This window comes from Pseudomonas sp. JY-Q, from assembly GCF_001655295.1.
In the GTDB taxonomy this organism is placed as follows: domain Bacteria; phylum Pseudomonadota; class Gammaproteobacteria; order Pseudomonadales; family Pseudomonadaceae; genus Aquipseudomonas; species Aquipseudomonas alloputida.
Genome location: NZ_CP011525.1, coordinates 5,571,994 through 5,592,303 on the forward strand (window position 1 = coordinate 5,571,994; position 20,310 = coordinate 5,592,303).

32 protein-coding genes are annotated in these 20,310 nt (G+C 57.0%); 1 reads left to right on the forward strand and 31 read right to left on the reverse strand.

Going from position 1 to position 20,310, the window contains the following annotated elements; all coding sequences use genetic code 11:
• Window positions 1-118: 118 nt before the first annotated feature.
• Window positions 119-2,953 carry an excinuclease ABC subunit UvrA gene (gene uvrA / locus AA098_RS25020; protein ID WP_060538760.1) on the forward strand — a complete coding sequence of 945 codons (2,835 nt, stop codon included), beginning with the start codon at window positions 119-121 and terminating at the stop codon, window positions 2,951-2,953.
• Between the two features lie 71 nt (window positions 2,954-3,024).
• On the opposite strand, the gene bfr is transcribed toward uvrA, so the two are convergent.
• The 31 genes from bfr to tuf all read right to left on the reverse strand — a co-directional run bounded on the left by bfr (window position 3,025) and on the right by tuf (window position 20,288).
• Window positions 3,025-3,489 carry a bacterioferritin gene (gene bfr, locus AA098_RS25025; protein WP_003255449.1) on the reverse strand — a complete coding sequence of 155 codons (465 nt, stop codon included), beginning with the start codon at window positions 3,487-3,489 and terminating at the stop codon, window positions 3,025-3,027.
• A 163-nt stretch (window positions 3,490-3,652) separates the two neighbouring features.
• Complete coding sequence (locus AA098_RS25030) at window positions 3,653-5,092, reverse strand: catalase (RefSeq protein WP_014860902.1); 1,440 nt, start codon at window positions 5,090-5,092, stop codon at window positions 3,653-3,655.
• Between the two features lie 172 nt (window positions 5,093-5,264).
• The gene (gene rplQ, locus AA098_RS25035) at window positions 5,265-5,651 is read right to left on the reverse strand and encodes a 50S ribosomal protein L17 (protein WP_003255451.1); all 387 of its coding nucleotides are present in this window, start codon (window positions 5,649-5,651) and stop codon (window positions 5,265-5,267) included.
• A 42-nt stretch (window positions 5,652-5,693) separates the two neighbouring features.
• Window positions 5,694-6,695: a DNA-directed RNA polymerase subunit alpha gene (gene rpoA, locus AA098_RS25040; RefSeq protein WP_003255452.1), complete on the reverse strand. Its 1,002-nt coding sequence runs from the start codon at window positions 6,693-6,695 to the stop codon at window positions 5,694-5,696.
• A gap of 22 nt (window positions 6,696-6,717) precedes the next feature.
• Window positions 6,718-7,338 (reverse strand): 30S ribosomal protein S4, encoded by a 621-nt coding sequence (rpsD, locus tag AA098_RS25045; RefSeq protein WP_003255453.1) that lies wholly within the window; start codon window positions 7,336-7,338, stop codon window positions 6,718-6,720.
• 15 nt (window positions 7,339-7,353) lie between these two features.
• Entirely contained in the window at window positions 7,354-7,743 is a 390-nt protein-coding gene (gene rpsK / locus AA098_RS25050; RefSeq protein ID WP_003255454.1) for a 30S ribosomal protein S11, read from the reverse strand.
• An 18-nt stretch (window positions 7,744-7,761) separates the two neighbouring features.
• Window positions 7,762-8,118: a 30S ribosomal protein S13 gene (rpsM, locus tag AA098_RS25055; RefSeq protein WP_003255457.1), complete on the reverse strand. Its 357-nt coding sequence runs from the start codon at window positions 8,116-8,118 to the stop codon at window positions 7,762-7,764.
• A 131-nt stretch (window positions 8,119-8,249) separates the two neighbouring features.
• A complete protein-coding gene (gene rpmJ, locus AA098_RS25060) occupies window positions 8,250-8,366 on the reverse strand; it encodes a 50S ribosomal protein L36 (RefSeq protein ID WP_002555468.1) in 117 nt (38 codons plus the stop codon).
• Between the two features lie 28 nt (window positions 8,367-8,394).
• Window positions 8,395-9,726: a preprotein translocase subunit SecY gene (gene secY, locus AA098_RS25065; RefSeq protein WP_003255459.1), complete on the reverse strand. Its 1,332-nt coding sequence runs from the start codon at window positions 9,724-9,726 to the stop codon at window positions 8,395-8,397.
• Complete coding sequence (gene rplO, locus AA098_RS25070) at window positions 9,727-10,161, reverse strand: 50S ribosomal protein L15 (protein ID WP_003255461.1); 435 nt, start codon at window positions 10,159-10,161, stop codon at window positions 9,727-9,729.
• A gap of 3 nt (window positions 10,162-10,164) precedes the next feature.
• Entirely contained in the window at window positions 10,165-10,341 is a 177-nt protein-coding gene (gene rpmD, locus AA098_RS25075) for a 50S ribosomal protein L30 (protein ID WP_003255463.1), read from the reverse strand.
• A 2-nt stretch (window positions 10,342-10,343) separates the two neighbouring features.
• Window positions 10,344-10,844, reverse strand: a complete 501-nt coding sequence (gene rpsE / locus AA098_RS25080) for a 30S ribosomal protein S5 (protein WP_003255465.1) — start codon at window positions 10,842-10,844, stop codon at window positions 10,344-10,346.
• Between the two features lie 3 nt (window positions 10,845-10,847).
• Window positions 10,848-11,198 carry a 50S ribosomal protein L18 gene (rplR, locus tag AA098_RS25085; protein WP_003255467.1) on the reverse strand — a complete coding sequence of 117 codons (351 nt, stop codon included), beginning with the start codon at window positions 11,196-11,198 and terminating at the stop codon, window positions 10,848-10,850.
• Window positions 11,199-11,208: 10 nt separating this feature from the next.
• Window positions 11,209-11,742 carry a 50S ribosomal protein L6 gene (gene rplF, locus AA098_RS25090; protein ID WP_003255469.1) on the reverse strand — a complete coding sequence of 178 codons (534 nt, stop codon included), beginning with the start codon at window positions 11,740-11,742 and terminating at the stop codon, window positions 11,209-11,211.
• A 12-nt stretch (window positions 11,743-11,754) separates the two neighbouring features.
• Window positions 11,755-12,147, reverse strand: coding sequence for a 30S ribosomal protein S8 (gene rpsH, locus AA098_RS25095; protein WP_003255471.1), 393 nt, complete (start codon window positions 12,145-12,147; stop codon window positions 11,755-11,757).
• 208 nt (window positions 12,148-12,355) lie between these two features.
• A complete protein-coding gene (gene rpsN / locus AA098_RS25100; RefSeq protein WP_003255472.1) occupies window positions 12,356-12,661 on the reverse strand; it encodes a 30S ribosomal protein S14 in 306 nt (101 codons plus the stop codon).
• A gap of 13 nt (window positions 12,662-12,674) precedes the next feature.
• Window positions 12,675-13,214: a 50S ribosomal protein L5 gene (gene rplE, locus AA098_RS25105; protein WP_003255474.1), complete on the reverse strand. Its 540-nt coding sequence runs from the start codon at window positions 13,212-13,214 to the stop codon at window positions 12,675-12,677.
• 20 nt (window positions 13,215-13,234) lie between these two features.
• Window positions 13,235-13,549, reverse strand: a complete 315-nt coding sequence (rplX, locus tag AA098_RS25110; RefSeq protein WP_003255476.1) for a 50S ribosomal protein L24 — start codon at window positions 13,547-13,549, stop codon at window positions 13,235-13,237.
• 11 nt (window positions 13,550-13,560) lie between these two features.
• Window positions 13,561-13,929 (reverse strand): 50S ribosomal protein L14, encoded by a 369-nt coding sequence (gene rplN, locus AA098_RS25115; RefSeq protein ID WP_002555479.1) that lies wholly within the window; start codon window positions 13,927-13,929, stop codon window positions 13,561-13,563.
• A 23-nt stretch (window positions 13,930-13,952) separates the two neighbouring features.
• Window positions 13,953-14,219 carry a 30S ribosomal protein S17 gene (rpsQ, locus tag AA098_RS25120; protein WP_003255478.1) on the reverse strand — a complete coding sequence of 89 codons (267 nt, stop codon included), beginning with the start codon at window positions 14,217-14,219 and terminating at the stop codon, window positions 13,953-13,955.
• A gap of 2 nt (window positions 14,220-14,221) precedes the next feature.
• Window positions 14,222-14,413, reverse strand: a complete 192-nt coding sequence (rpmC, locus tag AA098_RS25125) for a 50S ribosomal protein L29 (protein ID WP_002555481.1) — start codon at window positions 14,411-14,413, stop codon at window positions 14,222-14,224.
• Window positions 14,413-14,826 (reverse strand): 50S ribosomal protein L16, encoded by a 414-nt coding sequence (rplP, locus tag AA098_RS25130; protein ID WP_003255479.1) that lies wholly within the window; start codon window positions 14,824-14,826, stop codon window positions 14,413-14,415. Before rplP ends, rpmC begins: the two co-directional genes overlap by 1 nt.
• A gap of 12 nt (window positions 14,827-14,838) precedes the next feature.
• Window positions 14,839-15,525 (reverse strand): 30S ribosomal protein S3, encoded by a 687-nt coding sequence (rpsC, locus tag AA098_RS25135; RefSeq protein ID WP_003255481.1) that lies wholly within the window; start codon window positions 15,523-15,525, stop codon window positions 14,839-14,841.
• 13 nt (window positions 15,526-15,538) lie between these two features.
• Window positions 15,539-15,871 carry a 50S ribosomal protein L22 gene (rplV, locus tag AA098_RS25140; protein WP_003103908.1) on the reverse strand — a complete coding sequence of 111 codons (333 nt, stop codon included), beginning with the start codon at window positions 15,869-15,871 and terminating at the stop codon, window positions 15,539-15,541.
• Between the two features lie 11 nt (window positions 15,872-15,882).
• On the reverse strand, window positions 15,883-16,158 hold the full coding sequence (rpsS, locus tag AA098_RS25145) for a 30S ribosomal protein S19 (protein ID WP_003255482.1): 276 nt from the start codon (window positions 16,156-16,158) through the stop codon (window positions 15,883-15,885).
• A 16-nt stretch (window positions 16,159-16,174) separates the two neighbouring features.
• A complete protein-coding gene (gene rplB, locus AA098_RS25150; protein ID WP_003255483.1) occupies window positions 16,175-16,999 on the reverse strand; it encodes a 50S ribosomal protein L2 in 825 nt (274 codons plus the stop codon).
• 14 nt (window positions 17,000-17,013) lie between these two features.
• Entirely contained in the window at window positions 17,014-17,313 is a 300-nt protein-coding gene (rplW, locus tag AA098_RS25155; protein ID WP_003255484.1) for a 50S ribosomal protein L23, read from the reverse strand.
• On the reverse strand, window positions 17,310-17,912 hold the full coding sequence (gene rplD, locus AA098_RS25160; RefSeq protein ID WP_003255485.1) for a 50S ribosomal protein L4: 603 nt from the start codon (window positions 17,910-17,912) through the stop codon (window positions 17,310-17,312). The genes rplW and rplD overlap by 4 nt, the downstream gene beginning before the upstream one ends.
• A gap of 12 nt (window positions 17,913-17,924) precedes the next feature.
• Complete coding sequence (gene rplC / locus AA098_RS25165; protein WP_003255486.1) at window positions 17,925-18,560, reverse strand: 50S ribosomal protein L3; 636 nt, start codon at window positions 18,558-18,560, stop codon at window positions 17,925-17,927.
• 80 nt (window positions 18,561-18,640) lie between these two features.
• Window positions 18,641-18,952, reverse strand: a complete 312-nt coding sequence (gene rpsJ / locus AA098_RS25170) for a 30S ribosomal protein S10 (protein ID WP_003186070.1) — start codon at window positions 18,950-18,952, stop codon at window positions 18,641-18,643.
• A gap of 142 nt (window positions 18,953-19,094) precedes the next feature.
• The gene (tuf, locus tag AA098_RS25175) at window positions 19,095-20,288 is read right to left on the reverse strand and encodes an elongation factor Tu (RefSeq protein ID WP_003255489.1); all 1,194 of its coding nucleotides are present in this window, start codon (window positions 20,286-20,288) and stop codon (window positions 19,095-19,097) included.
• Window positions 20,289-20,310 lie beyond the last annotated feature (22 nt).

The window sequence follows — 20,310 nt, forward strand, 5'->3', positions numbered from 1 at the left end:
GTGTGAACCGGCGGCGATTCTATCAGTCCGACAGCTTGACGGCATCAACGCGACGCTTTGCCGCGTCATACTGGCGCGCCGTATACTTCCTTGTTTATGCCCGCCAAGCGAGGCCGCAGTGGACAAGATCCTGATTCGTGGGGCACGTACCCACAACCTGAAGAACATCGACCTGACCCTGCCCCGGGACAAGTTGATCGTGATCACCGGCCTGTCCGGTTCCGGCAAGTCGTCCCTGGCGTTCGATACCTTGTACGCCGAAGGCCAGCGCCGCTACGTGGAATCGCTGTCGGCCTACGCCCGGCAGTTCCTGTCGATGATGGAAAAGCCCGACGTCGACACCATCGAAGGCCTGTCACCGGCGATTTCCATCGAGCAGAAGTCGACCTCGCACAACCCGCGCTCCACGGTCGGCACCATCACCGAAATCTACGACTATCTGCGCCTGCTGTACGCCCGCGTCGGTACTCCACGCTGCCCGGACCACGATATCCCGCTGGAGGCGCAAACGATCAGCCAGATGGTCGACCTGGTGCTGGAGCGCCCGGAAGGCAGCAAGCTGATGCTGCTCGCGCCGGTGGTGCGCGAGCGCAAGGGCGAGCACCTGGCAGTGTTTGACGAGCTTCGGGCCCAAGGCTTCGTGCGGGCCAGGGTCAACGGCAAGCTCTACGAACTCGATGAGTTGCCCAAGCTGGACAAACAGAAGAAGCACAGCATCGATGTGGTGGTGGACCGCTTCAAAGTCCGCGCCGACCTGCAACAGCGCCTGGCCGAATCGTTCGAGACCGCGTTGAAGCTGGCCGACGGTATTGCCCTGGTGGCACCGATGGACGACGAACAAGGCGAAGAGACGATCTTCTCCGCGCGCTTCGCCTGTCCGGTGTGCGGCCACGCGATCAGCGAGCTGGAACCGAAGCTGTTCTCCTTCAACAACCCGGCTGGCGCTTGCCCGACTTGCGACGGCCTGGGGGTCAAGCAGTTCTTCGACACCAAACGCCTGGTCAACACCGAACTGACCTTGGCCGAAGGCGCGATCCGCGGCTGGGACCGGCGTAACGTGTACTACTTCCAGATGCTCGGTTCGTTGGCTGCGCACTACGGCTTCAGCCTGGAGGAGCCTTTCGGCGAGCTGTCAGCCGAACACCAGAAAGTGATCCTGCAGGGCAGCGGCAAGCAGAGTGTCGATTTCAAGTACCTCAACGACCGAGGTGATATCGTCAAGCGATCGCACCCGTTCGAAGGCATTGTGCCGAACCTTGAGCGCCGCTACCGCGAAACCGAATCGGCCACCGTGCGTGAAGAACTGGCCAAATTCCTTGGTACGCAACCGTGCCCGGATTGCCGGGGTACGCGCCTGCGCCGCGAGGCGCGCCATGTGTGGGTGGGCGAGAAAACCCTGCCGGCGGTAACCAATTTGCCGATCGGTGAAGCCAGCAACTACTTTGGTCAACTGACCCTTACTGGCCGGCGTGGCGAAATCGCGGCAAAAATCCTCAAGGAAATCTGCGAACGACTTCAGTTCCTGGTCAATGTCGGCCTCGACTACCTGACCCTGGATCGTAGCGCCGACACCCTGTCCGGCGGTGAAGCGCAACGTATCCGACTCGCCAGCCAGATCGGCGCCGGTCTTGTGGGGGTGATGTACATCCTCGATGAACCGTCCATCGGCCTTCATCAACGCGACAACGACCGCCTGTTGGCCACCCTGAACCATTTGCGCGACCTGGGCAACACGGTGATCGTAGTGGAACACGACGAGGACGCCATTCGGCTGGCCGACTACGTGGTCGATATCGGCCCAGGCGCCGGTGTTCACGGTGGGCAGATCGTCGCCGAGGGCTCGCCCCAGGAGGTCATGAACCATCCCGATTCGCTGACTGGCAAGTACCTGTCCGGGCGCAAGAAGATCGTCGTGCCGGCCAAGCGCACACCGCGCAACAAGAAGCTGCAGCTCAAGCTCAAAGGCGCACGTGGCAACAACCTGCAGAACGTCGACCTGGAAGTACCAATCGGCCTGCTGACCTGCGTGACTGGTGTATCCGGCTCGGGCAAATCGACGCTGATCAACAACACCCTTTTCCCCTTGGCCGCCACGGCACTCAATGGCGCAAGCAGTCTGGAAGCCGCACCGCACAGCAGCATGGACGGCCTGCAGCACCTGGACAAGGTGGTGGATATCGACCAGAGCCCGATCGGCCGCACACCACGCTCCAACCCGGCGACCTACACCGGCATCTTCACCCCGATCCGCGAGCTGTTCTCCGGTGTACCGGAGTCACGCTCGCGTGGTTATGGTCCGGGGCGTTTCTCATTCAACGTCAAGGGGGGCCGTTGCGAGGCCTGCCAGGGCGATGGCCTGATCAAGGTGGAAATGCACTTCCTGCCGGACATCTACGTGCCGTGTGACGTGTGCAAGAGCAAGCGCTACAACCGCGAAACCCTGGAGATCAAGTACAAGGGCAAGAACATCCACGAGGTGCTGGAAATGACCATCGAGGATGCCCGCGAGTTCTTCGATGCGGTGCCGGCGCTGGCGCGCAAGCTGCAAACGTTGATGGATGTGGGCCTGTCGTACATCAAACTGGGGCAATCAGCGACCACGTTGTCCGGCGGTGAGGCGCAGCGGGTGAAGCTGTCGCGCGAGCTGTCCAAGCGCGATACCGGCAAGACCTTGTACATCCTCGACGAACCTACTACCGGTCTGCACTTTGCCGATATCCAGCAGCTGCTGGATGTGTTGCATCGCCTGCGCGACCACGGCAATACCGTGGTGGTGATCGAGCATAACCTGGATGTGATCAAGACTGCCGACTGGCTGGTTGACCTGGGGCCTGAGGGCGGCTCCAAGGGTGGGCAGATCATTGCCTGCGGTACGCCAGAAGAGCTGAGCGAGATGAAGCAGTCATATACCGGCCATTACCTGAAACCATTGCTGGAGCGGGACCGGGCCTAAGTGTTGCCAGCGCAATGAAAAAGCCCCTGGTACCGAGGGTGCCAGGGGCTTTTACTTGAGCCTGTGGTAACTTACATCTGCGACTGCAGGTAGTTTTCCAGCCCAATGGCCTTGATCAGGCCCTGCTGCTTCTCAAGCCAGTAGGTGTGATCTTCTTCGGTGTCGGCCAGCTGCGCACGCAGGATGTCACGACTGACGTAGTCCTTGTGCAGTTCGCATAGCTCGATGCCTTTACAAAGCGCACCGCGCACCTTGTATTCGAGCTTGAGGTCTGCCTCGATCATTTCCGGCACGGTGCTACCGACCTCCAGGTCATCCGCACGCATGTCAGGGGTCCCTTCGAGCATGAGGATACGACGCATCAGGGCATCGGCGTGCTGCGTCTCTTCCTCCATCTCGTGGTTGATGCGCTCGTAGAGCTTGGACAGGCCCCAGTCTTCGTACATGCGCGAATGAATGAAGTACTGGTCGCGTGCCGCCAGTTCGCCCTTCAGCAGCGTGACGAGATAGTTGATTACATCCGGGTGGCCTTGCATCGCCCTGATTCTCCATGTGAAAACGTCTATGCCACATAGTGTGAACCAGCTTTTGCCTATGGTCACTGAAAAACGCGCAATCAGACGCAAAAAATCGGTTAAACAGTAGTGATATTCATTGAAAAACCGCCCAAATGAGGGCGGTTCTTCTTATCACTTCGACTTAGGCGAGATTGATGCCCAAAGCCTTCGCAATCCCTTCGCCATAGGCCGGATCCGCCTTGAAGAAGTACTGTAGCTGACGCTGAATCACGTCTTCGCTGACACCGGCCATGGTACCGGCGATGTTGCTGATCAGCAGGGCTTTCTGCTCATCGCTCATCAAACGGAACAACGCGCCGGCATGACTGAAGTAGTCAGTGTCCTCACGGTGATCGTAGCGATCAGCCGAACCATTCAGGGCCAATGCTGGCTCAGCATGACGTGGCGACTGTTTCGGGGCATCGCTGTAGCTGTTTGGCTCGTAGTTCGGTGCACTACCGTAACTGCCGGTGGCCATCGAGCCGTCGCGCTGATAGCTGTTGACCGGGCAACGTGGCGCGTTGACTGGCAATTGCTGGTGGTTGGTGCCAACGCGATAGCGGTGCGCGTCGGCGTAGGCGAATACACGGCCTTGCAGCATGCGGTCCGGTGAAAGACCGACGCCGGGCACCATATTGCTCGGGCCGAACGCGGCCTGCTCGACCTCTGCAAAATAGTTGAGCGGGTTGCGGTTGAGCTCCAGCACACCCACCTCGATGAGCGGATAATCCTTCTGCGACCAGGTCTTGGTCACGTCGAATGGGTTCTCGTCGCGGCTGGCAGCCTCGGCTTCGCTCATCACCTGAATGCAGACAGTCCAGCGCGGGTAGTCGCCACGCTCAATGGCCTCGAAGAGGTCGCGCTGAGCGTAATCCGGGTCGGTACCTGCCAGGCGTGCAGCGTCTGTCGGGGTGAGGTTCTTGATGCCTTGCTGGGTCTTGAAGTGCCACTTGACCCAAGTGCGCTCACCCTTTGCATTGATCAGGCTGTAGGTGTGGCTGCCAAAGCCATGCATGTGGCGATAGCCGTCCGGAATGCCACGATCGGAAAAGAGGATGGTGACCTGGTGCAGCGCTTCTGGGGAATGCGACCAGAAGTCCCACATCATCTGAGCGTTCTTCAGGTTGGACTGCGGGTGGCGCTTCTGGGTGTGGATAAAGTCCGGGAACTTCAATGGGTCGCGAATGAAGAACACTGGCGTGTTGTTACCGACGATGTCCCAGTTGCCTTCCTCGGTGTAGAACTTCACCGCGAAGCCACGCGGGTCACGCTCGGTATCTGCAGAGCCGCGCTCGCCACCAACGGTGGAGAAGCGTAAGAAAGTCTCGGTTTGTTTACCGACCTCTTCGAACAGCTTGGCGCTGGTATAGCCGGTGATATCGTGAGTAACGGTAAAGGTACCGTAGGCGCCCGAGCCTTTGGCATGGACGCGACGCTCAGGAATGTTCTCGCGATTGAAATGGGCGAGCTTCTCGATCAGGTGGAAGTCGTCGAGCAACAGCGGACCGCGCGGGCCGGCGGAGCGGGAGTTCTGGTTGTCGGCTACAGGTGCACCGCTGGCGGTGGTGAGAATCTTGCTCATGGGCTCTCCTTTTCGGTCTTCAAGGGCCGGCTAATCGGCTGTAGAGAGAGTATTGACGAGCAAGATTACAGGAACAAATTCATTACATGACTTACATCAATAGAAATAAACAATAGATGTAAAAACAAAAAACCGGGCACTAGGCCCGGTTTTCTGTAGCAGACAGAACGTCTTACTCAGCAGCTTCTACAGCACCGCCGACCGGACGATCAACCAGCTCGACGTACGCCATAGGCGCGTTGTCGCCAGCGCGGAAACCGCACTTCAGGATGCGCAGGTAGCCGCCCTGACGGGTGGCGTAACGCTTGCCCAGGTCGTTGAACAGTTTGCCAACAGCGGACTTCGAACGGGTACGGTCGAAGGCCAGACGACGGTTAGCAACGCTGTCTTCCTTGGCCAGGGTGATCAGCGGCTCGGCAACGCGGCGCAGTTCCTTGGCTTTCGGCAGGGTGGTTTTGATCAGCTCGTGCTCGATCAGCGACACTGCCATGTTCTGGAACATAGCCTTGCGGTGAGAGCTGGTACGGCTCAGGTGACGTCCACTTTTACGATGACGCATGATTCATTCCTTACCAAACACTACGTTCGGTGATTACGACGATCAGGCGGTCGCCTTGTCGTCTTTCTTAAGACTTGCAGGCGGCCAGTTGTCGAGGCGCATGCCGAGAGACAGACCACGAGAGGCCAGAACGTCCTTGATTTCAGTCAGGGACTTCTTACCCAGGTTAGGAGTCTTCAACAGCTCTACTTCGGTACGCTGAATCAGGTCGCCGATGTAGTAGATGTTCTCCGCCTTGAGGCAGTTGGCCGAACGTACAGTCAGTTCCAGGTCGTCAACCGGACGCAGCAGGATCGGATCGATCTCGTCTTCCTGCTCGACTACGACAGGCTCGCTGTCACCTTTGAGGTCGACGAACGCGGCCAGCTGCTGTTGCAGAATGGTCGCAGCGCGGCGGATAGCCTCTTCAGGATCCAGGGTGCCGTTGGTTTCCAGATCAATGACCAGTTTGTCCAGGTTGGTACGCTGTTCAACACGGGCGTTCTCGACCACATAGGCGATACGACGCACCGGGCTGAAGGAGGCGTCCAACTGCAGACGGCCAATGCTACGGCTTTCGTCTTCGTCGGTTTGACGGGAGTCGGCCGGCTCGTAACCACGACCACGAGCTACAGTGAGCTTCATGTTCAGAGCGCCGTTCGACGCCAGGTTCGCGATTACGTGATCGGGGTTGACGATCTCGACATCGTGATCCAGCTGAATATCGGCAGCGGTAACCACCCCCGAACCCTTTTTCGACAAGGTCAGCGTAACTTCGTCACGACCATGCAGTTTGATAGCGAGACCTTTCAGGTTCAACAGGATTTCAATTACGTCTTCCTGAACACCTTCGATCGCGGAGTACTCATGGAGTACGCCATCGATCTCGGCCTCGACTACTGCACAGCCAGGCATGGAGGACAACAGGATGCGGCGCAGCGCGTTGCCCAGGGTATGGCCGAAACCACGCTCGAGAGGCTCGAGCGTAATTTTGGCGCGGGTCGGACTGACTACCTGCACATCAATGTGGCGGGGAGTCAGGAACTCATTTACCGAAATCTGCATGGATGCACCTATTTTCTAGCCCTTACTTGGAGTAGAGCTCGACAATCAGGTTTTCGTTGATGTCGGCAGACAGGTCGCTGCGAGCAGGAACGTTCTTGAAAACGCCCGACTTTTTAGCAGCATCCACGTCAACCCACTCAACGCGGCCACGCTGGGCGCACAGTTCAAGGGCTTGAACAATGCGCAACTGGCCCAGCGATTTCTCGCGGACTGCGACCACGTCACCCGGACGAACTTGGTAGGATGGAATGTTTACAGTCTTACCGTTGACGCTGATCGCTTTGTGCGAAACCAGCTGACGGGACTCGGAACGAGTCGAGCCGAAGCCCATACGGTAAACGACGTTATCCAGACGGCACTCGAGCAGTTGCAGCAGGTTCTCACCGGTTGCGCCTTTTTTCGAGGCAGCAGCTTGGTAGTAACCGCGGAACTGACGCTCCAGAACACCGTAGATACGACGGACTTTTTGTTTCTCACGCAGCTGGGTGCCGTAGTCGGACTGACGGCCACGGCGCTGGCCGTGGATACCTGGGGCTGCTTCGATATTGCACTTCGATTCCAGAGCGCGAACGCCGCTCTTCAGGAACAGATCGGTGCCTTCACGACGAGACAGTTTGCATTTTGGACCAATGTAACGTGCCATTCTTCTGTCTCCTGATTACACGCGACGCTTCTTCGGCGGACGGCACCCGTTGTGCGGGATTGGCGTCACGTCGGTGATGCTGGCGATCTTGTAGCCGCAGCTGTTCAATGCACGAACGGCGGACTCACGACCTGGACCTGGACCCTTGACGTTAACGTCGAGGTTCTTCAGACCGTATTCCAGCGCAGCTTGACCAGCACGCTCAGCAGCGATCTGAGCTGCGAACGGGGTGGATTTGCGCGAACCACGGAAACCCGAACCACCGGAGGTCGCCCAGGACAAAGCATTGCCCTGACGGTCGGTGATGGTCACGATGGTGTTGTTGAAAGAAGCATGGATGTGGGCGATGCCATCAACCACTGTCTTTTTGACTTTCTTACGAGGACGAGCAGCAGGTTTTGCCATGTCTATATTCCTGGGCGATTACTTGCGGATCGGCTTACGCGGGCCCTTACGGGTGCGTGCGTTGGTCTTGGTGCGCTGACCGCGAACCGGCAGACCTTTACGATGACGCAGGCCGCGGTAGCAACCCAGGTCCATCAAGCGCTTGATCTTCATGTTGATGTCACGACGCAGGTCACCTTCGGTGGTGAACTTCGCGACTTCGCCACGCAGGGTTTCGATTTGCTCGTCGCTCAGATCCTTGATCTTAGCGGCTGGGTTTACACCAGCGTCTGCACAAATCTTCTGTGCAGTTGTGCGACCGACACCATAGATGTAGGTCAGCGAGATAACAGTATGCTTGTTATCTGGAATGTTGACGCCTGCAATACGGGCCATTCAGTGGGACTCCAATTGACAGCTACCTACGCCCCGGAAGCCAAGAAATAGGGCGCGAGATAATATCGCTGTAGAAACGAATAATCAACCCAGCAGCACACTAGCTGCTGGGTTTGAAGCGCAGATCACACTCAGCCTTGGCGCTGTTTGTGACGCGGTTCCGCGCTGCAGATCACTCGTACGACGCCTTCGCGACGGATGATCTTGCAGTTACGGCACAGCTTTTTCACCGATGCACGAACTTTCATTACCGACTCCTCGAACCTTAGGGGCGTATCAGCGCAGCAAACCGCTGCCACCGTAGCCTTTCAGGTTGGCTTTCTTCATCAGGGATTCGTACTGGTGCGAAACGAGGTGCGATTGTACTTGGGACATGAAGTCCATCACAACCACTACCACAATCAGCAACGAGGTCCCGCCAAGGTAGAACGGCACATTTGCTGCCACCACCAGGAACTGGGGCAGAAGGCAGACGGCCATCATGTAAAGAGCACCGAACATGGTCAAACGGGTCAGAACGCCATCAATGTAGCGCGCCGACTGCTCACCAGGACGGATACCCGGAATAAAGGCACCGGACTTCTTCAGGTTTTCCGCTACGTCTTTCGGGTTGAACATCAACGCTGTGTAGAAGAAGCAGAAGAAAATGATCCCTGCACTAAACAGCAGAATGTTCAACGGCTGACCAGGAGCGATCGACTGCGAGATGTCCTGCAGCCAGCCCATACCTTCGGACTGACCAAACCAGGCACCCAGCGAAGCCGGGAACAGCAAAATGCTGCTCGCGAAAATGGCCGGGATAACCCCCGCCATGTTCACCTTCAGCGGCAAGTGGCTAGTCTGCGCAGCGAAGACCTTGCGGCCCTGCTGACGCTTGGCGTAATGAACGGCGATACGACGCTGACCACGCTCAATGAACACCACAAAACCGATAATCGCTACTGCCAGCAAACCGATGGCGACCAAGGCGAAAATGTTGATATCGCCTGTGCGTGCAGACTCGAAAGACTGCCCGATTGCTCTCGGAAGACCGGCAACGATACCTGCGAAGATCAACATCGAGATACCGTTGCCCACACCGCGCTCGGTGATCTGCTCGCCCAGCCACATCATGAACATCGCGCCTGCCACGAAAGTGGAAACAGCGACGACGTGGAAGCCCAGGCCTGCAGAAAACGCCACGCCCTGGTTGGCCAGGCCAATGGACATGCCAATGGCTTGGACCAGTGCCAGGATAACGGTGCCGTAGCGGGTGTACTGGCTGATCTTGCGACGGCCAGCTTCACCTTCCTTCTTCAACTGCTCCAGTTGCGGGCTGACCGCCGTCATCAACTGCATGATGATCGATGCCGAGATGTACGGCATGATCCCCAGTGCAAAGATGCTCATGCGCTCGAGCGCGCCACCGGAAAACATGTTGAACAAGCTAAGAATGGTCCCCTCATTCTGCCGAAACAGATCCGCCAGACGGTCCGGATTGATGCCGGGAACCGGGATATGCGCACCTATCCGATAGACGATGATCGCCATGAACAGAAAGCGCAGACGAGCCCAGAGTTCCGACATCCCGCCCTTACCGAGCGAAGAGAGAGCACCTTGCTTAGCCATTTATTCCTCGAATTTGCCGCCAGCTGCTTCGATAGCCGCACGCGCACCCTTGGTGGCTGCGATACCCTTGATGGTGACTGCGCGAGTAACTTCGCCAGACAGCATGATTTTCACACGCTGAATGTGCTGGTTGATCACGTTGGCATCCTTCAGGGATTGCACGGAGATCACGTCGCCTTCCACTTTGGCCAGCTCGGACAGACGCACTTCAGCGCGGTCCATGGCTTTCAGGGAAACGAAGCCGAACTTCGGCAGGCGACGGTGCAGCGGCTGTTGACCGCCTTCGAAGCCAGGAGCGATCGAACCACCCGAACGGGAAGTCTGACCTTTGTGGCCACGGCCGCCGGTCTTACCCAGACCGCTACCGATACCACGACCTGGACGATGCTTCTCGCGACGGGAACCCGGCGCTGGACTCAGATCATTGAGTTTCATCGATTAGCCCTCGACCTTCAGCATGTAGTAAGCCTTGTTGATCATCCCGCGGTTCTCGGGAGTATCCTGGACTTCTACAGTGTGACCGATGCGACGCAGACCCAGGCCTTTAACACACAGCTTGTGGTTAGGCAGACGGCCCGAGACGCTCTTGATCAGCGTTACTTTTACGGTTGCCATGATCAGAAGATCTCCTCGACGCTCTTGCCACGCTTGGCGGCAATGGATTCAGGAGATTGCATGGCTTTCAGACCCTTGAAGGTGGCGTAAACCACGTTCACTGGGTTGGTCGAACCGTAGCACTTGGCCAGAACGTTCTGAACACCAGCAACTTCCAGGACAGCACGCATTGCGCCACCGGCGATGATACCGGTACCTTCCGAGGCAGGCTGCATGTAAACCTTCGAGGCGCCGTGGGCAGCCTTGGTGGCGTACTGCAGGGTGGTGCCCTTCAGGTCAACCTGGATCATGTTGCGGCGAGCAGCTTCCATGGCCTTCTGGATCGCGGCTGGTACTTCGCGCGACTTGCCACGGCCGAAGCCAACACGACCTTTACCATCACCAACCACGGTCAGCGCGGTGAAGGTGAAGATACGGCCGCCTTTTACGGTTTTGGCAACGCGGTTAACTTGAACCAGCTTCTCGATGTAGCCTTCGTCGCGCTTTTGATCGTTATTTGCCATAACTTAGAACTCCAGCCCGCCTTCACGAGCAGCATCAGCCAGCGCTTTGACGCGGCCATGGTACTTGAAGCCGGAACGGTCAAAGGCAACTTGAGATACACCGGCGGCTTTCGCACGCTCAGCTACCAGCTTGCCAACCTTAGTGGCCGCGTCGATGTTGCCAGTGGCGCCATCACGCAGGTCTTTGTCCAAGGTCGAGGCGCTTGCCAGAACCTTGCTGCCGTCGGCCGAAATGACCTGGGCGTAGATGTGCTGCGAGGAGCGGAACACGCACAGGCGCACGACTTCGAGTTCGTGCATCTTGAGACGTGCTTTGCGAGCGCGACGCAGTCGAATAACTTTTTTGTCGGTCATTTACTAGGCCCTACTTCTTCTTGGCTTCTTTACGACGGACTACTTCGTCCGCGTAACGCACACCTTTACCTTTGTAAGGCTCTGGCGGACGGAAGTCGCGGATTTCAGCGGCCACCTGACCTACCAGCTGCTTGTCGATACCCTTGATCAGGATGTCGGTCTGGCTAGGTGTTTCAGCGGTGATACCGGCTGGCAGTTCGTAGTCCACTGGGTGAGAGAAGCCCAGGGCCAGGTTCAGGACGGTGCCTTTAGCCTGTGCCTTGTAACCAACACCGACCAGCTGGAGCTTGCGCTCGAAGCCTTGGCTTACGCCTTGGACCATGTTGTTGACCAGAGCGCGGGTGGTACCGGCCATGGCACGAGCTTGCTGGTCACCATTGCGAGCGACGAAACGCAGCTCACCAGACTCTTCGGTAACTTCAACAGACGAGTGAACGTTCAGTTCGAGAGTACCTTTGGCACCCTTCACCGAAAGCTGCTGACCGGCGAATTTGACTTCGACACCGGATGGCAGCTTAACGGGGTTCTTAGCGACGCGAGACATGTCTATCCCCCCTTAGAACACTGTGCACAGAACTTCGCCGCCGACACCGGCAGCGCGCGCAGCGCGATCAGTCATCACACCTTTGTTGGTGGAGACGATAGACACGCCCAGACCGCCACGTACTTTCGGCAGATCGGTGACGGCCTTGTACTGGCGCAGGCCTGGACGGCTGGAGCGCTTCAGTTCCTCGATGACCGGACGGCCTTCGAAGTACTTCAGTTCGATCGACAGGGAAGGCTTGGCCTCACCAGTTACCTGGTAGCCAGCGATGTAACCTTCGTCCTTCAGAACTTTGGCAACCGCGACCTTCAGGGTAGAGGAAGGCATGCTTACGACGGACTTTTCAGCCATCTGGGCATTACGGATGCGAGTTAGCATGTCCGCTAACGGGTCCTGCATACTCATGGGCTAGATGCTCCTGATACAAGAATTATTAGCCTTGCGGCTATGACAACCACCCGAACGGTTTGGGCAAAAACCCAGGCTCAGGTGAGCCGGTCATTCTAGACACAAGGCAGAAACGAAACAAGCCCCATATAGGGGCTTGTTTGTTGGCAAGGTCACCGGCGGTCGGAAGATTGCTCCCCTTCCACCCGTGCCTTGCCTGCAGCGATTACCAGGAGGCCTTGACCAGGCCTGGTACGTCACCGCGCATTGCAGCTTGACGCAGCATGTTACGGCCCAGGCCGAACTTACGGTATACACCGTGAGGACGACCGGTCAGGCGGCAACGGTTGCGCAGGCGCGAGGCGCTAGCGTCGCGTGGCTGCTTCTGCAGAGCGACAACGGCAGCGAAACGCTCTTCTGGAGAGGCGTTCAGGTTGACGATGGTCGCTTTCAGCTCAGCACGCTTCTTAGCGAACTTTGCTACCGTGAGCTGACGCTTCAGCTCGCGGTTTTTCATGCTCTTCTTGGCCATTTTCCTACTCCAATCAGTTGCGGAACGGGAACTTGAAAGCACGCAGCAGAGCGCGGCCTTCGTCGTCCGAACGAGCAGTGGTGGTCAGGGTGATGTCCAAACCGCGCAGAGCATCGATCTTGTCGTAGTCGATTTCCGGGAAGATGATCTGCTCTTTCACGCCCATGCTGTAGTTGCCACGACCATCGAAGGACTTGGCATTCAGGCCGCGGAAGTCGCGGACCCGAGGCAGGGAGATCGCCAGCAGGCGGTCCAGGAATTCGTACATCTTGTCGCTACGCAGGGTCACCTTGACGCCGATCGGCCAGCCTTCGCGGACTTTGAAGCCAGCGATGGATTTGCGAGCGAAAGTCACGACCGGCTTTTGACCGGTGATCTTTTCCAGGTCGGCAACAGCGTGCTCGATGACTTTCTTGTCGCCGATCGCTTCGCCCAGACCCATGTTCAGGGTGATCTTGGTAACGCGCGGAACTTCCATCACGTTCGACAGCTTAAGTTCTTCCTTAAGCTTAGGAGCGATTTCGTTCCGGTAAATCTCTTTCAGTCGTGCCATGGTCTTCTACCTAGCAGTGTTCAAGCATCAACCGCTTTTTGGGTCGACTTGAAGACACGAATTTTTTTACCGTCTTCTACTTTGAAACCAACGCGGTCAGCCTTGTTGGTTTCACCGTTGAAGATGGCAACGTTGGAAGCGTGCAGAGGCGCTTCTTTCTCGACGATACCGCCCTGTACGCCCGCCATCGGGTTAGGCTTGGTATGACGCTTGACCAGGTTCACGCCACCGATAACCAGACGGTCATCAGCCAGAACCTTCAGCACCTTACCGCGCTTACCTTTGTCTTTGCCGGCGATCACGATGATCTCGTCGTCACGACGAATCTTTTGCATGTCGGATCTCCTTACAGCACTTCAGGGGCGAGCGAGACGATCTTCATGAACTTCTCAGTACGAAGTTCACGGGTCACTGGCCCGAAGATGCGAGTGCCGATCGGCTCTTGCTTGTTGTTCAGCAGAACAGCAGCGTTGCCGTCGAAACGAATGATGGAACCGTCAGCGCGACGAACACCATGACGGGTACGTACGACGACAGCGGTCATCACCTGGCCTTTTTTGACCTTACCGCGCGGAATTGCTTCCTTGACGGTTACTTTGATGATGTCACCGATACCGGCGTAACGGCGGTGCGAACCGCCGAGCACCTTGATGCACATGACGCGACGAGCGCCGCTGTTATCGGCCACATCGAGCATGGATTGAGTCTGAATCATAAAATTTCTCCGACCCCTAGCCCTTAGACTTCAACAGCGCGTTCGAGGACTTCAACCAGTGCCCAGGACTTGGTCTTGGCCAGCGGACGGGTTTCACGGATGGAAACCTTGTCGCCGATCTTGCACTGGTTGGCTTCGTCGTGCGCGTGCAGCTTAGTCGAACGCTTAACGTATTTACCGTAGATCGGGTGCTTTACGCGACGCTCGATCAGAACGGTGATGGTCTTGTCCATTTTGTCGCTGACGACACGGCCAGTCAGCGTACGGACGGTTTTTTCAGCTTCAGCCATGATCACTTACCTGCCTGCTGGTTGAGCACAGTTTTCACGCGAGCGATGTCACGCTTAACTTGCGAGAGCAGGTGCGACTGCCCCAACTGGCCAGTTGCTTTCTGCATACGCAGATTGAACTGGTCGCGCAGCAAGCCGAGCAGTTGCTCGTTCAGTTGCTGTGCCGATTTTTCACGAAGTTCATTCGCTTTCATCACATCACCGTCCGCTTAACAAAGGAGGTGGCGAGAGGCAGCTTTGCAGCAGCCAGGGCGAAAGCTTCGCGCGCCAGCTCTTCAGAAACACCCTCGATCTCGTACAGGACTTTGCCTGGCTGGATCTGGGCAACCCAGTATTCCACGGAGCCCTTACCTTTACCCATACGAACCTCAAGAGGTTTTTTGGAGATCGGCTTGTCCGGGAACACACGGATCCAGATCTTACCGCCACGCTTAACGTGACGGGTCAGCGCACGACGTGCGGACTCGATCTGGCGAGCGGTGAGGCGACCGCGAGCAACAGCTTTCAGGGCGAATTCGCCGAAGCTGACTTTGCTACCGCGCAGTGCCAGACCACGGTTGTGGCCAGTCATCTGCTTGCGGAATTTTGTACGCTTTGGTTGCAACATTTGGCGTACCCCTTACTTAGCAGCTTTTTTACGAGGCGCTGGTGCTTGTGGTTTCAGTTCTTCTTGGCGACCACCAATAACTTCGCCTTTGAAGATCCAAACCTTCACACCGATCACACCATAAGTGGTGTGAGCTTCGTAGGTGTTGTAGTCGATATCGGCACGCAGGGTGTGCAGAGGCACACGACCTTCGCGATACCACTCGGTACGAGCAATCTCAGCACCGCCGAGACGACCGCTCACCTGGATCTTGATGCCCTTGGCACCAATACGCATGGCGTTCTGTACCGCGCGCTTCATGGCGCGACGGAACATTACACGGCGTTCCAGCTGCTGAGCTACGCTCTGCGCAACCAGCATAGCGTCGAGTTCCGGCTTGCGGATCTCTTCGATGTTGATGTGCACAGGCACACCCATCTGCTTGGTCAGGTCCTGACGCAGCTTCTCGACATCTTCACCTTTCTTACCGATAACGATACCGGGACGAGCGGTGTGGATGGTGATGCGTGCAGTTTGAGCCGGACGATGAATATCGATACGGCTTACGGACGCGCTTTTTAGTTTGTCTTGGAGGTACTCACGCGTTTTCAGATCCTTCAACAGGTAATCTGCGTAAGTAGCACCGTCTGCGTACCAGACGGAGGTGTGCTCCTTGACGATTCCCAGGCGAATGCCAGTGGGATGTACTTTCTGACCCATCTGATCGACTCCGTTACTTGTCCGCAACCTTGACAGTGATATGGCAAGACCGCTTGACGATGCGATCAGCACGGCCTTTGGCACGTGGCATGATGCGCTTCAGCGAACGCCCTTCGTTGACGAAGACGGTGGAGACCTTCAGGTCATCAACGTCTGCGCCTTCGTTGTGTTCGGCGTTGGCTACGGCCGACTCGAGGACTTTCTTCATGATTTCAGCGGCTTTTTTGCTGCTGAAGGCCAACAGGTTGAGCGCTTCGCCCACCTTCTTCCCGCGGATCTGGTCGGCGACCAAGCGGGCTTTCTGGGCGGAGATGCGAGCGCCCGACAACTTAGCGGCTACTTCCATTTCCTTACCCCTTAACGCTTGGCTTTCTTGTCAGCCACGTGCCCGCGATAGGTGCGGGTACCGGCGAACTCGCCCAGTTTGTGGCCGACCATGTCTTCGTTCACGAGAACTGGAACATGCTGGCGACCGTTGTGAACCGCGATGGTCAGACCGACCATTTGTGGCAGGATCATCGAACGGCGCGACCAGGTTTTAACTGGCTTGCGATCGTTCTTCTCCACCGCCACTTCGACCTTCTTCAACAGGTGAAGATCGATAAAAGGACCTTTTTTCAGAGAACGTGGCACTGTCGTATCCCTCTAGTTACTTGCGACGACGGACGATCATGTTGTCGGTACGCTTATTACCACGGGTTTTAGCACCCTTGGTTGGGAAGCCCCATGGCGATACCGGATGACGACCACCGGAGGTACGACCTTCACCACCACCGTGTGGGTGGTCAACCGGGTTCATGGCAACACCACGAACGGTTGGGCGAACGCCGCGCCAGCGTTTGGCACCAGCTTTACCCAGCGAACGCAGGCTGTGCTCGGAGTTCGAGACTTCGCCCAGGGTCGCACGGCACTCAGCCAGGACTTTACGCATTTCACCAGAGCGCAGACGCAGGGTCACGTAGACACCTTCGCGAGCGATCAGCTGAGCCGAAGCACCAGCGGAACGAGCGATCTGAGCACCTTTACCCGGCTTCAGTTCGATGCCGTGAATGGTGCTACCTACTGGAATGTTGCGCAGCTGCAGGGAGTTACCGGCCTTGATTGGGGCCAGGGCACCTGCGATCAGCTGGTCGCCAGCGCTCACGCCTTTAGGCGCGATGATGTAGCGACGCTCACCGTCTGCGTAGCACAGCAGGGCGATGTGAGCAGTACGGTTTGGATCGTATTCGATACGCTCGACAGTGGCTGGAATGCCATCTTTGTCGTTGCGACGGAAGTCGACCAGACGGTAATGCTGCTTGTGACCACCACCAACGTGACGAGTGGTAATGCGGCCATTGTTGTTACGACCACCAGACTTCGATTTTTTCTCGATCAGCGGTGCGTGAGGAGCGCCTTTGTGCAGCTCCTTGTTGACCACCTTGACCACGAAACGGCGGCCAGGGGAAGTCGGTTTGCATTTAACGATTGCCATGATGCACCCCTTCCTTACTCAGCACTGCTGCTGAAATCGAGATCTTGGCCTGGCTGAAGGGAGACGATCGCCTTCTTCCAGTCATTACGCTTGCCCAGACCACGTGCGGTACGCTTGGTTTTACCCAGAACGTTAACAGTCGACACGTTTTCAACTTTTACGTTGAACAGGCCTTCGACAGCTTTCTTGATTTCCAGCTTGGTTGCATCAGTAGCAACCTTGAATACGAACTGGCCTTTTTTCTCAGCCAGAACGGTAGCCTTCTCGGAAACGTGCGGGCCAAGGAGGACTTTGAATACGCGTTCCTGGTTCATCCCAGCAGCTCCTCGAATTTCTTCACGGCCGAGACAGTGATCAACACTTTCTCGTATGCGATCAGACTGACCGGGTCGGAACCTTGTACGTCACGTACATCGACGTGCGGCAGGTTACGAGCAGCCAGGTACAGGTTCTGATCAACAGCGTCGGAAACGATCAATACGTCGCTCAGACCCATGCCGTTCAGCTTGTTCAGCAGATCTTTGGTTTTCGGTGCTTCAACAGCGAAGTCCTGAACCACGACCAGACGGTCGCTACGCACCAGCTCAGCGAGGATGGAGCGCAGTGCTGCGCGATACATCTTCTTGTTGAGCTTTTGCGAGTGATCTTGAGGGCGAGCTGCGAAGGTTACACCACCGCCACGCCAGATCGGACCACGAGTGGTACCAGCACGAGCACGGCCAGTACCCTTCTGACGCCATGGGCGCTTACCGCCACCAGCCACGTCGGAACGGGTCTTCTGCTGCTTGGTACCCTGACGGCCGCCAGCCATGTAGGCCACGACTGCTTGGTGAACCAGCGTCTCGTTGAATTCGCCACCGAAAGTCAGTTCGGAAACTTCGATCGCCTGAGCGTCATTTACATTAAGTTGCATGTCAGTTTCCCCTTAACCGCGAGCCTTGACAGCTGGACGTACAACCACGTCGCCGCCAGTAGCGCCAGGTACGGCACCCTTGATCAGCAGCAGGTTGCGTTCAGCGTCTACGCGAACTACTTCCAGGGACTGAACAGTCACGCGCTCGGCGCCCATGTGACCGGACATTTTCTTGCCCTTGAACACACGACCAGGAGTCTGGCACTGGCCGATGGAACCAGGAACACGGTGCGACACGGAGTTACCGTGGGTGTTGTCCTGACCACGGAAGTTCCAGCGCTTGATGGTACCGGCGAAGCCTTTACCTTTGGACTGACCAGTAACGTCAACCAGCTGGCCTGCAGTGAAGAGTTCAGCTTTGATCAGATCGCCAGCCTGGAAATCGCCTTCTTCAAGACGGAACTCCCAAACACCGCGACCAGCGGCAACGTTGGCCTTGGCGAAGTGGCCTGCCTGAGCGGCAGTCACACGCGAAGCACGACGCTCGCCGACAGTGACTTGCACTGCACGGTAGCCATCGGTTTCTTCAGTTTTGAACTGGGTGACGCGATTCGGCTCGATCTCAATGACCGTGACCGGAATGGAGACACCTTCTTCGGTGAAAATGCGGGTCATACCGCACTTGCGACCGATTACACCAATAGTCATGTTGTAAACCTCATGAGTGTACGGGGCTTTCACCCGCTATGGCCGCCCATTTCAGAGCGTTACACGACTAGACCGAAGTCTTAGCCGAGGCTGATCTGTACTTCCACACCTGCCGCCAGATCAAGCTTCATCAGCGCGTCAACGGTTTTATCCGTTGGCTGGACGATGTCCAGAACACGCTTATGAGTGCGAATCTCGTACTGGTCACGCGCGTCTTTGTTGACGTGCGGGGAAACCAGAACGGTGAAACGCTCTTTGCGGGTAGGCAGTGGAATTGGACCACGCACTTGTGCACCAGTACGTTTCGCGGTTTCCACGATTTCCTGGGTGGATTGGTCGATCAGGCGATGGTCGAAAGCCTTCAACCTGATACGGATTTGCTGATTTTGCATTGGATTTCAGACTCCAGGCTGTTCCCAACGGACGCACTACGCCCGCTAAAAGGAGGCGTGATTCTATAGACGCCCCCAATTAGTGTCAACCCAATAAAAAAAACCCCCGCTGAGCGGGGGTTTTTTTCAATCGGTCGAGTGATTACTCGATGATTTTGGCCACAACGCCGGCGCCGACGGTACGACCGCCTTCACGGATAGCGAAGCGCAGACCGTCTTCCATTGCGATGGTCTTGATCAGGGTAACAGTCATCTGAATGTTGTCACCTGGCATTACCATTTCAACGCCTTCCGGCAGTTCGCAGTTACCGGTCACGTCAGTGGTACGGAAGTAGAACTGTGGACGGTAGCCTTTGAAGAACGGAGTGTGACGGCCGCCTTCTTCCTTCGACAGGACGTAGACTTCTGCGGTGAACTTGGTGTGCGGCTTGACCGAACCTGGCTTGACCAGAACCTGACCACGCTCAACGTCGTCACGCTTGGTGCCACGCAGCAGAACGCCGCAGTTCTCGCCAGCACGACCTTCGTCCAGCAGCTTGCGGAACATCTCAACACCGGTGCAGGTGGTGGTGGTGGTGTCACGCAGACCAACGATTTCCAGCGGATCCTGAACGCGGACGATACCACGCTCGATACGACCGGTAACAACGGTACCACGACCCGAAATCGAGAACACGTCTTCGATCGGCATCAGGAACGGCTGGTCGATAGCACGAACTGGCTCAGGAATGTAGCTGTCCAGAGTTTCTACCAGCTTCTTAACAGCGGTAGTGCCCATTTCGTTGTCGTCTTTGCCTTCCAGCGCCATACGAGCCGAACCGATGATGATCGGGGTGTCGTCGCCTGGGAAGTCATAGGTGGACAGCAGGTCGCGAACTTCCATCTCGACCAGTTCCAGCAGCTCAGCGTCGTCTACCAGGTCAGCCTTGTTCAGGAAGACCACGATGTACGGAACGCCTACCTGACGGGACAGCAGGATGTGCTCACGGGTTTGTGGCATCGGACCATCGGCGGCCGAGCAAACCAGGATCGCGCCGTCCATCTGGGCAGCACCGGTGATCATGTTCTTCACGTAGTCAGCGTGACCTGGGCAGTCAACGTGAGCGTAGTGACGAATGGTCGAGTTGTACTCAACGTGAGCGGTGTTGATGGTGATACCGCGCGCTTTTTCTTCCGGAGCCGAGTCGATCTTGTCGAACTCAACGATTGCCGAACCGAAAACTTCGGAGCAAACGCGAGTCAGAGCTGCGGTCAGAGTGGTCTTACCGTGGTCAACGTGGCCGATGGTGCCGACGTTAACGTGGGGAAGGGAACGATCAAATTTTTCTTTAGCCACGACAGTGAACCTCTTGCCTAAA

What these genes read in the sequence shown, in the direction of transcription:
- rpsN (WP_003255472.1), bottom strand. Translation starts at nt 12,661, where the DNA reads ATGGCCAAGAAGAGCATGAAAAACCGCGAGCTGAAGCGTCAGCTCACG.
- bfr (WP_003255449.1), bottom strand. Translation starts at nt 3,489, where the DNA reads ATGCAAGGCCACCCGGATGTAATCAACTATCTCGTCACGCTGCTGAAG.
- rplO (WP_003255461.1), bottom strand. Translation starts at nt 10,161, where the DNA reads ATGAAACTCAATGATCTGAGTCCAGCGCCGGGTTCCCGTCGCGAGAAG.
- rplF (WP_003255469.1), bottom strand. Translation starts at nt 11,742, where the DNA reads ATGTCTCGCGTCGCTAAGAACCCCGTTAAGCTGCCATCCGGTGTCGAA.
- rpmJ (WP_002555468.1), bottom strand. Translation starts at nt 8,366, where the DNA reads ATGAAAGTTCGTGCATCGGTGAAAAAGCTGTGCCGTAACTGCAAGATC.
- rplP (WP_003255479.1), bottom strand. Translation starts at nt 14,826, where the DNA reads ATGTTGCAACCAAAGCGTACAAAATTCCGCAAGCAGATGACTGGCCAC.
- rplW (WP_003255484.1), bottom strand. Translation starts at nt 17,313, where the DNA reads ATGAACCAGGAACGCGTATTCAAAGTCCTCCTTGGCCCGCACGTTTCC.
- rpmC (WP_002555481.1), bottom strand. Translation starts at nt 14,413, where the DNA reads ATGAAAGCGAATGAACTTCGTGAAAAATCGGCACAGCAACTGAACGAG.
- rpsQ (WP_003255478.1), bottom strand. Translation starts at nt 14,219, where the DNA reads ATGGCTGAAGCTGAAAAAACCGTCCGTACGCTGACTGGCCGTGTCGTC.
- rpsH (WP_003255471.1), bottom strand. Translation starts at nt 12,147, where the DNA reads ATGAGTATGCAGGACCCGTTAGCGGACATGCTAACTCGCATCCGTAAT.
- rplX (WP_003255476.1), bottom strand. Translation starts at nt 13,549, where the DNA reads ATGCAAAAGATTCGTCGTGACGACGAGATCATCGTGATCGCCGGCAAA.
- rplD (WP_003255485.1), bottom strand. Translation starts at nt 17,912, where the DNA reads ATGCAACTTAATGTAAATGACGCTCAGGCGATCGAAGTTTCCGAACTG.
- AA098_RS25030 (WP_014860902.1), bottom strand. Translation starts at nt 5,092, where the DNA reads ATGAGCAAGATTCTCACCACCGCCAGCGGTGCACCTGTAGCCGACAAC.
- rpsE (WP_003255465.1), bottom strand. Translation starts at nt 10,844, where the DNA reads ATGGCAAATAACGATCAAAAGCGCGACGAAGGCTACATCGAGAAGCTG.
- rpsD (WP_003255453.1), bottom strand. Translation starts at nt 7,338, where the DNA reads ATGGCACGTTACATTGGTCCAAAATGCAAACTGTCTCGTCGTGAAGGC.
- rpsJ (WP_003186070.1), bottom strand. Translation starts at nt 18,952, where the DNA reads ATGCAAAATCAGCAAATCCGTATCAGGTTGAAGGCTTTCGACCATCGC.
- rplB (WP_003255483.1), bottom strand. Translation starts at nt 16,999, where the DNA reads ATGGCAATCGTTAAATGCAAACCGACTTCCCCTGGCCGCCGTTTCGTG.
- secY (WP_003255459.1), bottom strand. Translation starts at nt 9,726, where the DNA reads ATGGCTAAGCAAGGTGCTCTCTCTTCGCTCGGTAAGGGCGGGATGTCG.
- rplR (WP_003255467.1), bottom strand. Translation starts at nt 11,198, where the DNA reads ATGACCGACAAAAAAGTTATTCGACTGCGTCGCGCTCGCAAAGCACGT.
- rplV (WP_003103908.1), bottom strand. Translation starts at nt 15,871, where the DNA reads ATGGAAGTAGCCGCTAAGTTGTCGGGCGCTCGCATCTCCGCCCAGAAA.
- rpsC (WP_003255481.1), bottom strand. Translation starts at nt 15,525, where the DNA reads ATGGGTCAGAAAGTACATCCCACTGGCATTCGCCTGGGAATCGTCAAG.
- rplN (WP_002555479.1), bottom strand. Translation starts at nt 13,929, where the DNA reads ATGATTCAGACTCAATCCATGCTCGATGTGGCCGATAACAGCGGCGCT.
- rplC (WP_003255486.1), bottom strand. Translation starts at nt 18,560, where the DNA reads ATGACTATTGGTGTAATCGGTCGCAAGTGCGGTATGACCCGCATTTTC.
- rplE (WP_003255474.1), bottom strand. Translation starts at nt 13,214, where the DNA reads ATGGCACGACTGAAAGAGATTTACCGGAACGAAATCGCTCCTAAGCTT.
- rplQ (WP_003255451.1), bottom strand. Translation starts at nt 5,651, where the DNA reads ATGCGTCATCGTAAAAGTGGACGTCACCTGAGCCGTACCAGCTCTCAC.
- rpoA (WP_003255452.1), bottom strand. Translation starts at nt 6,695, where the DNA reads ATGCAGATTTCGGTAAATGAGTTCCTGACTCCCCGCCACATTGATGTG.
- rpsM (WP_003255457.1), bottom strand. Translation starts at nt 8,118, where the DNA reads ATGGCCCGTATTGCAGGCGTCAACATTCCAGATAACAAGCATACTGTT.
- rpsK (WP_003255454.1), bottom strand. Translation starts at nt 7,743, where the DNA reads ATGGCAAAACCTGCTGCTCGTCCTCGTAAGAAAGTCAAAAAGACAGTG.
- rpmD (WP_003255463.1), bottom strand. Translation starts at nt 10,341, where the DNA reads ATGGCAACCGTAAAAGTAACGCTGATCAAGAGCGTCTCGGGCCGTCTG.